We start from the raw sequence: 15,042 nt of genomic DNA on the forward strand, positions 1-15,042 counted from the left end.
AAGTGTAGCTGAGCATTACTGTATGGATGGCAAACAGCTTCAAAGCCAATATAAAGACCACCTGAGTGACTTCCAGAATTGGGATCAGAGAGCACATGCCCAAGAGTATATCCTTTATCCAAAGAATATGGGTTATCACCTATGTATTGACGAAACGGCTTTAAGTAAGGGAGATCTTTATACCATCTTAATAAATAGAGATAAGCGAGGTAGGAAAGGTTCTATTATAGCTGTAATTCAGGGCACTAAAACCGATGATATCATTGCGGTACTTACAAAGATGCCACAGGAGCTGCGTAATCAGGTCAAAGAAATTACACTGGATATGGCCGGGAGCATGCAAAAGATTGCCAAAACGTGCTTTCCACGTGCCATGCAGGTGATTGATAGGTTTCATGTACAAAAACTTGTATACGAAGCTGTACAAGAGTTGCGCATTACATATAGATGGCAAGTGATAAAAGAGGAGAATAAAGCTATGAAAGCGGCAAAAGAGAAGGGGGAAGTATATAAAGCAGAAGAACTCGAAAACGGAGATACACTCAGGCAATTATTGGCCAGAAGCAGATATTTATTATTTAAATCACCTGATAAATGGACCAAGAGTCAGAAAATCAGGGCAGAATTACTTTTCAAGCAGTTTGAAGATATTAAGCACGTATATTACTACTCATTGGAGTTGGGAAAGATCTTTTCCACAAACTATGACAAGGATGTAGCAAGAGCAAAGCTGGCACTATGGTATAATAAGATTGAAGAATATGGATACGATACATTCACAACAGTAGCAAACTCTATTGAGAATCATTATGAAAGGATTCTGAACTTCTTTGTGAACAGGAGTACAAATGCAGCAGCGGAAGCATTTAATGCTAAAATCAAAGCATTTAGGGCATCATTTAGAGGAGTAGTGGATATGAGCTTCTTCCTTTTTAGGCTAGCAAAGGTATATGCATGAAGGGAATTGACTAAACTTAATCCCCCAAGAATTACAACTGAGCCACTCAGATCTACATCTTCACTCAAAAGGTTTCCTCCCTGAGATTGAAGTTCAGGACTTCCCTATCCGTGGTAAAGCCGTTTATTTACGTATCAAGCGTCGTCGCTGGGAAGATCCCTCCACTGGGCAGACATATAGTCGTGACTGGAGTTTGGTAGCCACCGGTACTCGCATAACCGCTGAGTTCGGTGCTTTTTTAAAAGAATTACTTAGATAATCACGCCGTTAGCTGCCAAAGTGTAGCAGAGCATTACTGTATGGATGGCAAACAGCTTCAAAGCCAATATAAAGATCACCTGAGTGACTTCCAGAATTGGGATCAGAGAGCACATGCCCAAGAGTATATCCTTTATCCAAAGAATATGGGTTATCGCCTATGTATTGACGAAACGGCTTTGAGCAAGGGAGATCTTTATACCATCTTAATAAATAGAGATAAGCGAGGTCGGAAAGGTTCTATTATAGCTGTAATTCAGGGCACTAAAGCCGATGATATCATTGCGGTACTTACAAAGATGCCACAGGAGCTGCGTAATCAAGTCAAAGAAATTACACTGGATATGGCAGGGAGCATGCAAAAGATTGCGAAAACGTGCTTTTCACGTGCCATGCAGGTGATTGATAGGTTTCATGTACAAAAACTTGTATACGAAGCGGTACAAGAGTTGCGTATTACATATAGATGGCAAGTGATAAAAGAGGAGAATAAAGCCATGAAAGCGGCAAAAGAGAAGGGGGAAGTACATAAAGCAGAAGAACTCGAAAACGGAGATACACTCAGGCAATTATTAGCCAGAAGCAGATATTTATTATTTAAATCACCTGATAAATGGACCAAGAGCCAGAAAATCAGGGCAGAATTACTTTTCAAGCAGTTTGAAGATATTAAGCATGTATATTACTACTCATTGGAGTTGGGAAAGATCTTTTCCACAAACTATGACAAGGATGTAGCAAGAGCAAAGCTGGCACTATGGTATAATAAGATTGAAGAATATGGATACGATACATTCACAACAGTAGCAAACTCTATTGAGAACCATTATGAAAGGATTTTGAACTTCTTTGTGAACAGGAGTACAAATGCAGCAGCGGAAGCATTTAATGCTAAAATCAAAGCATTTAGGGCATCATTTAGAGGAGTAGTGGATATGAGCTTCTTCCTTTTTAGGCTAGCAAAGGTATATGCATGAAGGGAATTGACTAAACTTAATCCCCCAAGAATTACAACTGAGCCCTGAAATCGGCCTTTTTTCATTTAGCTATTTTATATCCCGGCTCGATATTAGAAAAGAAACATGTGGTAGGTTATTTTTTATCGAACTGATTTATAAAACAAATATGTTCCATTGAAAAAGAAAGAAAAAGCATAGCTTTCGATAGGCTAAAGCTATGCTTTTCTATGTCTAAAGCGCCGCTTTACAGAACAAAAACAACCTATATCATCTACGCATGCTTAGAGGATAACGCAAAATATAATCCACCACAACAAACGTAAGCGTCTCCGCGATTCTATATAGTGTATTAAAATAAAAAGGCTAATGATCCCTTTTTAGTCATTAGCCTTTTCCCATCTGTCAGGAAGCAGTTCCCTGTATTTTTCAATTGGTGTGTTCGGTTGCCATTCGGCTGTTCTGTTTATCACATCCGTGAGATACTCAAATAGATTCACTTTATGCATCCTACAAGTGAGTGCTATCGTATAGAGTATGGCGCCTCGTTCGGCCCCCTTATGGCTGCCGAAGAACAATGAGTTTTTTCTTGATAAGGATATGTACCGGTTCATCCGTTCAACCATATTGTTGTCCAGATAAGTGTCACCATAATTAAAGATGTCCACCACTGCATTCCACTCATTGCGAAGATAGGTAATGGCTTCCTGCAGTTCGCTCTTAGGTAATAAATCCCCCCGTTCTTCTATTTCATCAAACACATCTTTTATTTCTCCGAGTATGTCCGGCGCATATTTTTTTCGATGCATAAGATTCTGTTCTACCGTCCATCCCTCAACCCCAACTTTATGCTTATGCTCGTTTTGATAAAGTGCGTTTATCAGCTCCACGATCCTTTTTGCATCCGGGTCCTTCTCACCGCAATCTATAAATTTCCGTTTTATATGTTGCAAGCACGGGATGCGTGTGATATTGGGATAAGCATCGCTTTCGAGCTTCCGGTAAGGTGAGTAACCATCACTTTGTATGATACCTTTGCAACTGCCTAATTCGTTAAGAATAACTCTTTCAGACCGGGAGCCGTCATCATAGAGCAAGTATATCATCCTGGTGTTTATGCCGACAACCACCCAAAGGTATCCCTTCCTGACTCCTTTTCCCTTGCTGTTCTTTTCCGGGACGAGTATTTTGTAATAGGTTTCATCGGCTGCCTTATAAGGATCACTCAAAGCTGTCTGCCGGATGCACTTATAAAGATTTTCGAAGAGGTTTGAGGCTTTCTCTATCAACTTATGAGCCGTAGGTTTCTTCAGCGTAAAGCCATGACTCTCGAAGTAGTTGATGATTCTTTCAACAGGTAGCGATTGTATATAACGTAATTCCATCAATCCGGCAATAAATGAACCGTCATAGCTGGAATTCAAGAAGGCCGAGGCCGGTGTTTTTCCCTCAAACAGGCGACCTTCTTGTGTATAGGTGTGTATCTTGTAGACATGCTTGATGAAGCGCATGGGTACACATTCATAGCGGACGCATATTCTGGGAACAGTGGTAAACAACCGGGCCTTATTGATGTCAAAATCGGGATCATCGGGATAAACGACATGTTCTTCTTCCTCCATCTCATAATGCATGTCACGTTTGGCCCCATTGTTCTTTCTTGCTTTACGCTTATCTGCTTTTTCCGCTTCTATCTTCTGCCGCTCTTCTTCGGATATGGCAGATTGGGGAGCCTGTTGCTGTTCGGATGTGTTGGATACAAGTTTGGCGAGTCCCTTAGTAAGGCGCTGTTGCTTGCTAAGAGATTCGCCTTTTTGAAGGAGTGCCTCTTTAAGGGAAGAAACCTCCTTTATCAAAGCATCTATTTGGTCCAAGAGTCTGTTGTTGTCATCTCGTAATCCCTTGATTTGTTCCTTCAATAACTCTATGATCTCATCCTTTTTCATGGCATAAAGATATAAAAAATCAACGAATTAGCCAAATAAACCGGATGATGTCTTTAGTGCAAATGTCTAATAATCAGAATGTTGAATTAGATCCTAAAACGTTTTCTCAACCGTACAGACTTTAATGACACTCCATTTAAGATAAAAGACAAAACCTGATAAGAAATCTCGTAATTGCCTGTATTGGGGTTAAATGTCGGTAACTCAAAACTTCCACCTTCGAGGCGCTTGTAGTACAGAAGAAAGCCATCGCCATCCCAACGCAGTATTTTTACACTTTGTCGGTTTTTACCAAAGAATAAAAAGATATCTCCGGAAACGGGAGACAAGTCCTTCATTTCCGATCGTATAATTTTGAATAAACCGTCAATGCCAAGGTTCATACGAACAAAGCCCTGGTACAGATAGTATCGATTGGCTGATGTTAGAGAATACATGGATCTCCCTCCTTTCTTTCGTAATCGCGCAACATTTTAATAACACCACCGGGTGTGGCCCGTTTGACTGAAATGGTGGTTCCACTGTTAAAGGTGATTGTGATCCCGGCAAGACTAAACTCTTCTTCCGACAACATGGCGGGTGCTATTTGAGTGAATGAAGGAGAGGAAGTTGTCGGTTGGGAGGGTTCAACGCCGCCATAATAATCACGGACCACATCTGCCTTGGCTTGTTTAACGCTATAGCCCCGTCTGGACATCCAGGAACTCATACCACCAAAAGTGGTATGCTGATCGCGGCAAACATCGGCTAAAGAACAATTGTAGTCTACTTTCAATACTTCAAGGAAATGTTTCCAAGTTTTTCCAAATCGATTTTCTGCTAAATCCATAATGCTTCATTTTTATACATCGCAAAAATATAAGAATGAAAAAAGGGCGACAAGATAGAATCGCGGAGACGCTTACCAACAAACAACAGCTTTTAAGAAGCTCCTTCATCTCTAAATTCCTTATTCATAGACTATTCAGAAGAAAGGTGAAGAGGAATAAAAAATCATAAGCTGATTTAAAATAAATATCCCAATGATTGAATTCAATCATTGGGATATTTATTTTAAACACTTCGATGTTTATTATGAACTAGTCAAGAGTCCATCTTTTTTCAGCATTTAATATTTAATTCATTCAGAACCTTGCGTATTGCCTCAAATGTAGTAATACGAGTAGGAACCAGCGGCAAACGAAGCTTATTTTCAATCATCCCCATCGCATTTAACATTGATTTTACGCCTGCCGGATTTCCATCGACAAATAACAGGTTAAATAATTCCGTAAATCGATGATGAATAGTCAACGCATTGGCAAAGTCTCCTTGAAGCGCCAAACGTGTCATGCGACTAAATTCACGAGGAAAAGCATTACCAATCACCGAAATCACACCAACAGCACCTAATGTTATGAGAGGAAAGGTAATACCATCATCTCCAGAGATTACATTAAAGTTTTCCGGTTTATTTTTAATAATATCATCCATTTGCGTAATATTGCCGGATGCCTCTTTAATAGCAACTACATTATTGAAATCACGGGCAATCCGCAACGTAGTTTCAGCAGTCATATTTACTCCCGTACGTCCCGGAACATTATACAATACGATGGGGAGCTCCGTAGCTTCCGCAATCGCTTTATAATGCTGATAAATACCTTCTTGAGAAGGTTTATTATAATACGGCACCACAGACAATATAGCATCAACCCCTGTAAAATCATCGTTTTTCAATGTTTCTACAATAGCGCGAGTATTATTACCACCTACACCCAACAGAATAGGAATTCTTCCGTTAACGCGGTCAATTACCATCTTTTTTATGGTTTTCTTTTCTTCCTCGGTCAGAGTCGGTGTTTCAGCTGTAGTTCCCAGCACACACAAGAAATCCGCATTATTCTGCAATAGATAGTCCACCATACGCATCAACGCGTCATAGTCAACGCTCTCATCCTCTTTGAAAGGAGTAATCAGTGCTACCCCCATTCCTTTCAATTTAGTCTGTATCATGAGTTTTAATTATAATCTCTAATTTATTTAGCCGCAAAAGTACGAATATTTTTCTTATCTTACGATATAAGTTTCAGAAATTCGTCTTCGCTTAATATGGTTATTCCAAGTTTTTTTGCTTTTTCGAGCTTTGCAGGTCCCATATTATCTCCAGCCAGTATAAAACTCGTTTTCGCGGAAATACTTCCAACATTTTTCCCTCCGTTTTTCTCAATAAGTTCCTTATATTCGTCACGCGAGTGATGGATAAACACACCACTGATAACAATAGACTGTCCTGCCAACTTATCAGTGTATCCACTCAAATCTTCCTCCGTGCGATAAAGTTGCAGTCCGGCCTCCTTTAGCCTGTTAACCAACTCACGATTAGACTCATTAGCAAAATAAGCAAGTATACTTTGAGCTATTTTTTCTCCGATTTCATCGATACTTACCAATTTTTCAAGATCTGCCTGCTGTAAATCATCGATATTCTCAAACGACTTCGCAATCTTTTTAGCCACAGTCTCACCAACAAAGCGGATTCCCAAAGCAAAGATTACACGCTCGAAAGGAACTGTTTTACTTTGCGCAATTCCCGTTACGATATTCTCTGCCGATTTTTCACCCATACGATCCAAACCTTTGATATCATCAGCTGTAAGTTTATACAAGTCGGCCGTATTTTCAATTAATCCCAAACGATAGAACATATCCACCGTTTCCGGCCCTAATCCATCAATATTCATAGCCTTTCGACTAATAAAATGCTCTATTTTGCCTTTGATTTGAGGGGGACACGCTGTTTCATTCGGGCAATAATGAGCAGCTTCTCCTTCATATCTGACTAATTTACTGCCACATTCGGGACAATTAACGATGAACCGAACCTTCTCACCAAGCATAAAACTACGTGCATCTTTATCAACCCCTGTAATCTTAGGAATAATTTCACCGCCTTTTTCTACATAAACCATGTCTCCAATATGCAAATCAAGCCCCTCGATAATATCCGCATTGTGCAAGGACGCACGTTTTACAACCGTTCCTGAAAGCTGCACAGGATCCAGATTAGCTACTGGTGTGACAGCTCCGGTTCTTCCTACCTGATAAGTCACCTTATTCAAACGAGTCAATGCACGTTCTGCCTGGAATTTATAAGCAATAGCCCATCGAGGAGATTTAGCTGTAAATCCCAAATTCTTCTGCTGCCTCAAACTGTTCACCTTTAAAACAATCCCATCTGTGGCAACCGGCAGATTTTTACGCTCTACATCCCAATAATTGATAAATTCAAAAACCTCCTCTAATGTCTGGCACTTACGCGTCAAATCAGAGATTTTAAAGCCCCATTTTGCCGCTTCCTGAAGATTTTCATAATGTCCGTCACAAGGCAGGTTATCACCCAGCAAATAATACAAATAAGCATCCAGTTTGCGGGAAGCCACAATAGAAGAATTCTGCAACTTCAATGTACCGGAAGCCGCATTTCTCGGATTGGCAAAAAGCGGCTCTTCACGCGCTTCTTTCTCTCGATTCAACTCTTCAAACACTTCCCATGGCATAAGAATTTCTCCACGTATCTCAAAAGAGGCAGGATAATTATCACCATGCAATACAAGCGGAATAGAACGGATCGTTTTCACATTATCCGTCACATCATCCCCCTTTTCTCCATCCCCACGGGTGACGGCACGAACCAACTTTCCATCTTCATAAGTCAGCGAAATAGAAGTACCGTCATATTTCATTTCACAACAAATCTCGAAATCCTCATTCAATACCTTACGGACACGGTCGTAGAAGTCCGTCACTTCCGCTTCTGAATATGTATTTGCCAGTGACAACATAGGATATTTATGAGCCACTTGCGTGAAATTCTTGTTTAAATCGCTACCTACACGCATCGTAGGCGAATTTTCATCTTTATATTCCGGATGTGCCTGTTCCAAATCCTGAAGTTCACGCATCTTGTCGTCAAACTCTTTATCTGAGATTTCAGGAGCATTCAACACATAATAATTATAATTATGCCGGTGAAGTTCGGCACGCAATTCCTCTATTTTTTCCTTTATATCCATATTTCTTCGATTGTTTAAGGCAAAAATACATGTTTATCTTTGAATATTTGTACTTTTGCGAAAAATTAAAAGATTATGCGTATTGATATTATAACAGTTTTACCCGAAATGATTGAAGGTTTCTTCAATTGTTCTATCATGAAACGAGCTCAAGATAAAGGACTTGCAGAGATACATATTCACAATCTGCGTGATTATACCGAAGATAAATATCGCCGTGTCGATGATTATCCTTTTGGAGGGTTTGCCGGAATGGTTATGAAAATAGAACCCATCGAGCGTTGCATCAATGCTCTGAAGGCAGAACGCGACTACGATGAAGTTATTTTCACGACCCCCGACGGAGAACAGTTCAACCAGCCGATGGCCAACAGCCTCTCGTTGGCACAGAATCTCATTATTCTTTGCGGACATTTCAAAGGTATCGATTACCGCATCCGCGAACACCTGATTACTAAAGAAATCAGCATTGGAGATTACGTATTAACAGGAGGAGAATTGGCAGCAGCGGTGATGGCGGACGCCATCGTACGTATCATCCCCGGAGTCATTTCTGATGAACAGTCCGCACTTTCCGATTCTTTCCAGGATAATTTGCTGGCAGCACCTGTATATACACGACCTGCGGATTATAAAGGATGGAAAGTTCCCGATATTCTCTTATCCGGTCATGAAGCAAAAATCAAAGAATGGGAACTGCAACAATCCCTGGAACGTACCAGAAAACTTCGTCCCGACTTATTGGGAGAATAAAATAAAGTGTAAATAAAAACGACGGTAAAGAATATGTAAATCCTCACCGTCGTTTTTATTTAGTCGCCCCTTAGAATGTGCTTTTACGCCTAATAATCAACATATTAATATATAAATTGCTTTGATATATCTGCAAGTTTTTGTATCTTTATGGTTGAAAACTTGCAGATTATTATGATAAACAAGACCACCCCTCAGCCCTCCTTGTTCAGCTCTTTGACAGACCAGCTGAATCCCAGGCATCCCTTATACCTGCTTGCCAATAAGATAGACTGGCGCCGTTTTGAAGAAGCTTTCTCCCCGCTATACTGTGCCGTCAACGGTCGTCCGGCCAAACCCATCCGCCTGATGTGCGGACTTCTGATTCTTAAGCACGTGCGTAACCTGTCCGATGAATCGGTTGTTGAACAATGGAGCGAGAATGCTTATTACCAGTACTTTTGCGGTATGTTGGAATTCACGCCTTCCTATCCCTGCAATGCAAGCGAACTGGTACACTTCCGTAAGCGTGTCGGAGAAAATGGCATGGAACTGATTCTGTCAGAAAGTATCCGCGTCAATCAGGAGGACGACGGCCCGGACCATCACTGCACGGCCTTCATCGATTCCACGGTACAGGAAAAGAACGTGACTTATCCCACGGATGCGAAGTTGCATAAAAAGATAGTCCGCAAAGTGTTGTCTGTCGTAAAATCCTTAGGGCTTCCTTTGCGCCAGAGCTATACCTTTGTCCTCAAGAAGATCTACCGTGACCAGCGTTTCCGTAACCACCCCAAGAACCGTGGCAAGGCCCTGAAAGCGGACAAGCGGCTGCGCACCATTGCGGGAAGGCTTGTCAGGGAACTGAGGCGCAACCTGAAAGAAAACCACGGCTACGACTCCCTGCTCGACCTCTTTGAGCGGGTGCTTTCACAGAAGCGCAATTCTCCCGGGAAAATCTATTCCCTGCATGAACCGGAGGTGCAGTGTATCAGCAAGGGGAAAGAACATAAGAAATACGAGTTCGGCAACAAGGTTTCAATCGTCCGCTCAATTACCGGTGTCATACTGGGTGCCAAGTCTTTCCGGAATGAATATGACGGGCATACCATTGAAGAATCCCTCAGGCAGGTGGAACGCATTACCGGAAAGAAGATCAGGAAGTTGGCCGGGGACAGGGGGTACAGAGGAAAGAAAGAGGTGGGCGGCACCGGGATACTGATACCCGATGTTCCAAACAGGAAAGACAGTTATTACACACGCAAGAAGAAACATAAGCTATTCTGCAAGCGTGCAGGAATAGAGCCGACTATCGGGCATTTGAAATCAGACTTTCGTTTAGGACGCAACTTTTATAAAGGTGTGTTCGGGGATGTTGTCAATCTGCTCTTAGCCGCAGCAGCGTACAACTTCAAAAGAGCCATGAGGGTTCTTTGGCTACTTGTTGAAAAAATCTGCGGGACACTGTTTTCTTGCAATATCCCGCAGATGAGTACTTTTTAAGGGACGACTAGTTAGCCTTCAGTTTATAAAGATCTTGCTGATAGCTAATCGTTAAACACAGACTTATTTTTCATCCGCTGTTTCCAGCCTGCTTATTCTTCCTTTATTCAAAAGACAAATAGCATTTTTCTCGCAGACTTAGTGCGAATGGTTATTGTATGTTTTCAATTACACCTCAAGCGCACCAATAATTTCCTTTACAGACTTACACCCGTGTCTTTCCAGGTAATTATTTATACCATCTTCCACTTTAATAGTAACAGCAGGATCTATGAAATTTGCCGTACCAATCTGGATAGCCGTTGCACCTGCAAGCATGAATTCGACAGCATCTCTCCAATCCATAATACCCCCTAAACCAATGACAGGAATATTTACCACCTTAGCAACTTGCCACACCATACGCAATGCGATAGGTTTTACGGCCGCTCCCGACATTCCTCCTGTTATCGTTGATAAAATAGGGCGTTTACGTTCCGCATCAATCGCCATACCCAGCAATGTATTGATTAATGACACGCTATCTGCACCACTTTCTTCTGCCGCGCGAGCTATTTCGGTGATATCCGTAACGTTTGGGGAGAGTTTTACGATAAGTGTCTTTTTGTAAGCAGAACGCACTGCTTTAACTACTTCTGATGCCCCTTTTGCTGACACACCAAAAGCCATACCTCCTTGCTTCACATTGGGGCAAGAGATGTTTAGTTCTATAGCAGGAATTTTGTCAAGTTCATTAATGATTTCAGCCGTTTTCACATAATCTTCGATCGCAGACCCCGAAACGTTTACAATCATATTCGTTTGAATGTCTTTTATACGAGGATATATATGCTCTACGAAGTAGTCAACACCCTTATTTTGCAGTCCTACAGCGTTTAACATCCCAGAAGGAGTCTCTGCCATACGCGGATAAGGATTCCCTTCACGTTTGTGAAGAGTCGTTCCTTTTACAATAATACCACCTATTCGCGTTATATCAATAAAATCAGAGAACTCTTCACCATATCCAAATGTACCGGATGCTGTCATTACCGGGTTCTTCATTTGTAATTCACCAATGTTTACACTCAAATCTGCCATAGTAGTTTATTTATATTAAAAACAGGACCTTCTTTACATACACACAAGTGACCTTCTGTCGTATTTTCCACACAGCACAAGCATGCTCCGATACCACAAGCCATTGTATTTTCCAAAGAAACTTCACATTCTATCTGATTACTTTTGGCATATTTTGCCACAGCCACCATCATTGGTTTAGGACCACAAGTGTAAATCTGCTCAAATCGTACCTTATTTAATATAGAATGTTGAGTTACGTATCCTTTTTCGCCATGGCTACCATCTTCCGTAGTAGTATACACCTCTCCATATTTGGCAAACTCTTCCAGCTGCAACAAATCTTTGTCGCTACGGGCACCTAACAAGAACGTAGGTTTGTGGCCTTTTTTAGCCAATTGTTCACCTAAATACAACATGGGAGCTGTTCCGACACCTCCACCAACTAATAAGAGCTTATCAGAAGCCTCTTGAGGCATTGTGTATGCATTTCCCAGCGGAAGCACCACATTAATTGTATCACCAGAATTAGCCTCTGCCAGACGTCTTGTTCCATCACCAACCAGCTGGATCAGAAACCAGACCTCATTTCGCTGTTTATCTACAAAATTAATAGAAATAGGACGACGCAAGAATGTAGTAGGCGAACCGTCCACCCGGATTTCTGCAAACTGCCCAGGTAACATTTCGGGCAGTAATGACTGAGACGTCAATTTTAGCAATACATAGTTTGCATTCAATCTGATATTCTCGGTCACTGTCAGATCTAAAATAAATTTCTTCATGTATGGATATAAAAGTATAAATTCGTATTCTGGGTGCAAAGATACAGGAAATTGCTCAAACCACCGATTTTACTCTTTATTTTTCAGGCCTAAACGTCTCATAGGTATTATCATCAAAAAATATTCTTATTTCCGTGATTTTCCTGGCAGGCTTTTCTATATACCTAATCTCTTGTTTTACAATCTCTTTAGGGGCATTTTCAGCGTTTCTTAATGGCATTTCCTTGCGATTTTCCGGAATAGCCGGCTCTTTGGACGAATTTATGAGATTCTCGTCGAATAAAGAAGGCAGATAATCGCTATTAGAAGAAGAAAAAGATGTCTCTTCTTCAGATACCATCATTTCGCCCTCTCCATAAAGCAACCATTCAAGATTTACATAGTCATACTTTTGATGAACCTTCATTATGACATCTAAACTGGGTTTATTCCGGCCATTTAAAATATGAGAGAGAGTAGATTGTTGTACTCCGATTGTTTTAGCAAAAACTTTAGGAGGAACTTTTTCTCTCTCCATTATCATTCTGATTCTGTCTTTTATTTCCATACTACCTTCTTTTTAGTACAATTGTATGTGTTATGCACCTGATTCACAAAAATACGTATTACATCATTGATAATACAAAGGTAAATATTTAGATTCACAAAAACAAATCACAAATATAAAAATATCAATATTACAAAAGTATACGACATTCTACAATTCGAATATTACGTTTGTAATTCAAATAAAAAGAGTAAATATAAACATATATCATTAATTGAATAATTGCATATAAAATACAGATATATAGATATATAACAAAGTCAATTGCAAACCAAACGCGACTATTCACAAATATACATACTACCCAAGCGAGGCTTTTATAGTACAAATTGATAAAATAATATATAATACACTGGTTCACAGGTGAATAAATAGTAAACTATTATTTGTTAATAGCAATATAACCACATTTGTACATGTAATATTAGTATTGTGATTTCACAAATACACTATTGTGAATGCTTGCTCTTTATCACATTTGTATCTTATTCACATTAATACTTTATACATTGGTAACAGATCAAATATACAAAAGTAAATATTGATAGTTGCAAAAGCAATAAAAGGAAGGAATCAACCCATACTTTACCAATGTATATTACTATTTTTGTCTAATCATCCTTTACAATTTTCTCTAAAAAGCAAATCCTTGCGATATTTCTGTACCAATCTCCAGATATTTATTTTTTTTCGATTCTAGAAGGCTTATTTTTCGCATAAATAAATGATATACAAGAATTTAAGCCCAATAAAGTGAATCTATATTTCTATTAAACTAGAAAAAAATCATGCTGTAACAATCCAATATAGTCTGAACTATCAAAATGACATTAATGGGCAGCTTTAGAAAAAGAGAAAATCTCCATTCTCACTATAAAATGGTAGCATCAAAATCTAAAATGCTTTTTTTGATAAAACTCAAGGATCAGTAAACTTTTCTCGTTAAAAAATTCAAGCTTTAGATTTAATGAAAATGTATTTTCTGAAAAGATAGGGCAATATAAAATTAAAAAAACTGTTTGTGTGATTAGCCAAACAGTAACTCTATAAAACGATGAAATAACTAATTTTATTTGTAAAAATAATCACAGAAAATAGTGAGGAGTCTTTTTGAGATAAGTATAATTGCGGGAATATAAAAAAGACATATACTCCCCATTTCTATCTATGGTAAAAGTATATGTCTGATGATATATGTAATTCTTAATTCGACTTAATGCAAAATTTTAAACACCAGCTCGCGAAGAATATCCCCATCTGTCATAGAACTGTTTTGGACTCCTTTAGATTTTGCATCAGCATATCGTATTTCTCCAACAATTTGCATCGTCTTTACTCCACTATATTTTCGCATTGCCGCCATATAATCCCGAGCCTGCCATGGAGTTCTTAATCCTAGCATGTTTGCAATTCCTTGCTCTGATTTATCCGGCGCATAATAAGTCAACATCAAGTTGGAGTAAAAGCTAAATAATAGAGACAGCGTCATTTGGATTGGATTTGTTTTCGGATTTTCCTCAAAATATTTTATTATTTTGTTCGCTTTCAATATATCCTTTTCCACTAAAGCACTGCGCAATTCAAAGTTATTATAGTCTTTGCTTATGCCGATATTCTTTTCTATCTGTTCAGGAGTAACACGTTTTTGTCCGGCAGGTAAAGTGATAATCAGCTTTTCAAGTTCTCCGGTCAGACGACTTAAATCCGAGCCTACAAAATCAGCAAGCATAGAAGTTGCCTTCGGTTCCATATCAACCCCTTTTCGTTTCATATATGAAGCGATAAAACCGGGAAGTTGCGCATCTTTGATTTTTTTAGACTCAAACAATACACCCGTTTTTTCCACCTCGGCAGCTAACTTCTTTCTACGATCCAAAGTTCCATGCTTATGGCATATCACTAAGATAGTGGAAAGTAAAGGCTTTTGAAGATAATATGACAACTCCTCCATATTACGCACGGCCTGTGCTTCCTTAACGACTACTACTTGATGTTCTGACATCATGGGATAACGCTTTGCGGCATTTATAATCGTTGCCACATCCACGTCAGCACCATACACAACAGTCAGGTTGAATTCTTTTTCCGTTTCACTCAACACATTATCCGTTATGTAATCTGCAATCAAGTCGATATAATACGACTCTTCTCCCATCAGGTAATAGACAGGGCGATACTGCTTTGCTCTCAATTCCTTGAGGATGTCATCACAGGTCAATTCTTGTTTTGCCATATATATTTTT

At 39.7% G+C, this 15,042-nt stretch carries 13 protein-coding genes and 1 pseudogene; 5 read left to right on the forward strand and 9 right to left on the reverse strand.

Annotated features, from left to right (window positions below; genetic code table 11):
• The first annotated feature begins 22 nt into the window (after positions 1 to 22).
• The 3 genes and pseudogenes from INE92_RS06105 to INE92_RS06110 all read left to right on the forward strand — a co-directional run bounded on the left by INE92_RS06105 (position 23) and on the right by INE92_RS06110 (position 2,193).
• Positions 23 to 958, forward strand: coding sequence for an ISAon1 family transposase (locus INE92_RS06105; RefSeq protein ID WP_008025715.1), 936 nt, complete (start codon positions 23 to 25; stop codon positions 956 to 958).
• Positions 959 to 1,001: 43 nt separating this feature from the next.
• Positions 1,002 to 1,217: pseudogene (locus INE92_RS27155) on the forward strand (ISAon1 family transposase N-terminal region protein); the annotation flags it as partial.
• Between the two features lie 40 nt (positions 1,218 to 1,257).
• Positions 1,258 to 2,193 carry an ISAon1 family transposase gene (locus tag INE92_RS06110; protein WP_203462427.1) on the forward strand — a complete coding sequence of 312 codons (936 nt, stop codon included), beginning with the start codon at positions 1,258 to 1,260 and terminating at the stop codon, positions 2,191 to 2,193.
• 359 nt (positions 2,194 to 2,552) lie between these two features.
• Here the strand turns inward: INE92_RS06110 and tnpC are convergent, their stop codons facing one another.
• The 5 genes from tnpC to ligA all read right to left on the reverse strand — a co-directional run bounded on the left by tnpC (position 2,553) and on the right by ligA (position 8,173).
• Positions 2,553 to 4,118: an IS66 family transposase gene (gene tnpC, locus INE92_RS06115; protein WP_151927231.1), complete on the reverse strand. Its 1,566-nt coding sequence runs from the start codon at positions 4,116 to 4,118 to the stop codon at positions 2,553 to 2,555.
• A gap of 86 nt (positions 4,119 to 4,204) precedes the next feature.
• Positions 4,205 to 4,555 carry an IS66 family insertion sequence element accessory protein TnpB gene (tnpB, locus tag INE92_RS06120; RefSeq protein ID WP_004296723.1) on the reverse strand — a complete coding sequence of 117 codons (351 nt, stop codon included), beginning with the start codon at positions 4,553 to 4,555 and terminating at the stop codon, positions 4,205 to 4,207.
• Positions 4,543 to 4,947: a hypothetical protein gene (locus tag INE92_RS06125; protein ID WP_004307670.1), complete on the reverse strand. Its 405-nt coding sequence runs from the start codon at positions 4,945 to 4,947 to the stop codon at positions 4,543 to 4,545. The genes tnpB and INE92_RS06125 overlap by 13 nt, the downstream gene beginning before the upstream one ends.
• A gap of 272 nt (positions 4,948 to 5,219) precedes the next feature.
• Positions 5,220 to 6,113: a 4-hydroxy-tetrahydrodipicolinate synthase gene (gene dapA, locus INE92_RS06130; RefSeq protein ID WP_004312921.1), complete on the reverse strand. Its 894-nt coding sequence runs from the start codon at positions 6,111 to 6,113 to the stop codon at positions 5,220 to 5,222.
• A 59-nt stretch (positions 6,114 to 6,172) separates the two neighbouring features.
• On the reverse strand, positions 6,173 to 8,173 hold the full coding sequence (gene ligA / locus INE92_RS06135) for an NAD-dependent DNA ligase LigA (protein WP_008640237.1): 2,001 nt from the start codon (positions 8,171 to 8,173) through the stop codon (positions 6,173 to 6,175).
• 75 nt (positions 8,174 to 8,248) lie between these two features.
• Here ligA and trmD point away from each other — a divergent pair, with 75 nt between their 5' ends.
• Both trmD and INE92_RS06145 read left to right on the forward strand, forming a co-directional pair.
• A complete protein-coding gene (gene trmD / locus INE92_RS06140; protein WP_004312919.1) occupies positions 8,249 to 8,926 on the forward strand; it encodes a tRNA (guanosine(37)-N1)-methyltransferase TrmD in 678 nt (225 codons plus the stop codon).
• Between the two features lie 174 nt (positions 8,927 to 9,100).
• Positions 9,101 to 10,408: an IS5 family transposase gene (locus INE92_RS06145; RefSeq protein ID WP_008771523.1), complete on the forward strand. Its 1,308-nt coding sequence runs from the start codon at positions 9,101 to 9,103 to the stop codon at positions 10,406 to 10,408.
• 168 nt (positions 10,409 to 10,576) lie between these two features.
• On the opposite strand, the gene INE92_RS06150 is transcribed toward INE92_RS06145, so the two are convergent.
• From INE92_RS06150 to holA, 4 genes are all read right to left on the reverse strand, one after another.
• On the reverse strand, positions 10,577 to 11,488 hold the full coding sequence (locus tag INE92_RS06150) for a dihydroorotate dehydrogenase (RefSeq protein WP_008640229.1): 912 nt from the start codon (positions 11,486 to 11,488) through the stop codon (positions 10,577 to 10,579).
• Entirely contained in the window at positions 11,476 to 12,252 is a 777-nt protein-coding gene (locus INE92_RS06155; RefSeq protein WP_004312917.1) for a dihydroorotate dehydrogenase electron transfer subunit, read from the reverse strand. Before INE92_RS06155 ends, INE92_RS06150 begins: the two co-directional genes overlap by 13 nt.
• A gap of 76 nt (positions 12,253 to 12,328) precedes the next feature.
• The gene (locus INE92_RS06160) at positions 12,329 to 12,799 is read right to left on the reverse strand and encodes a helix-turn-helix domain-containing protein (protein WP_008022368.1); all 471 of its coding nucleotides are present in this window, start codon (positions 12,797 to 12,799) and stop codon (positions 12,329 to 12,331) included.
• 1,213 nt (positions 12,800 to 14,012) lie between these two features.
• On the reverse strand, positions 14,013 to 15,032 hold the full coding sequence (holA, locus tag INE92_RS06165; protein WP_004312915.1) for a DNA polymerase III subunit delta: 1,020 nt from the start codon (positions 15,030 to 15,032) through the stop codon (positions 14,013 to 14,015).
• Between the last annotated feature and the right edge of the window lie 10 nt (positions 15,033 to 15,042).

Origin of the sequence: Bacteroides xylanisolvens (assembly GCF_018289135.1) — a bacterium.
Lineage (GTDB): Bacteria > Bacteroidota > Bacteroidia > Bacteroidales > Bacteroidaceae > Bacteroides > Bacteroides xylanisolvens.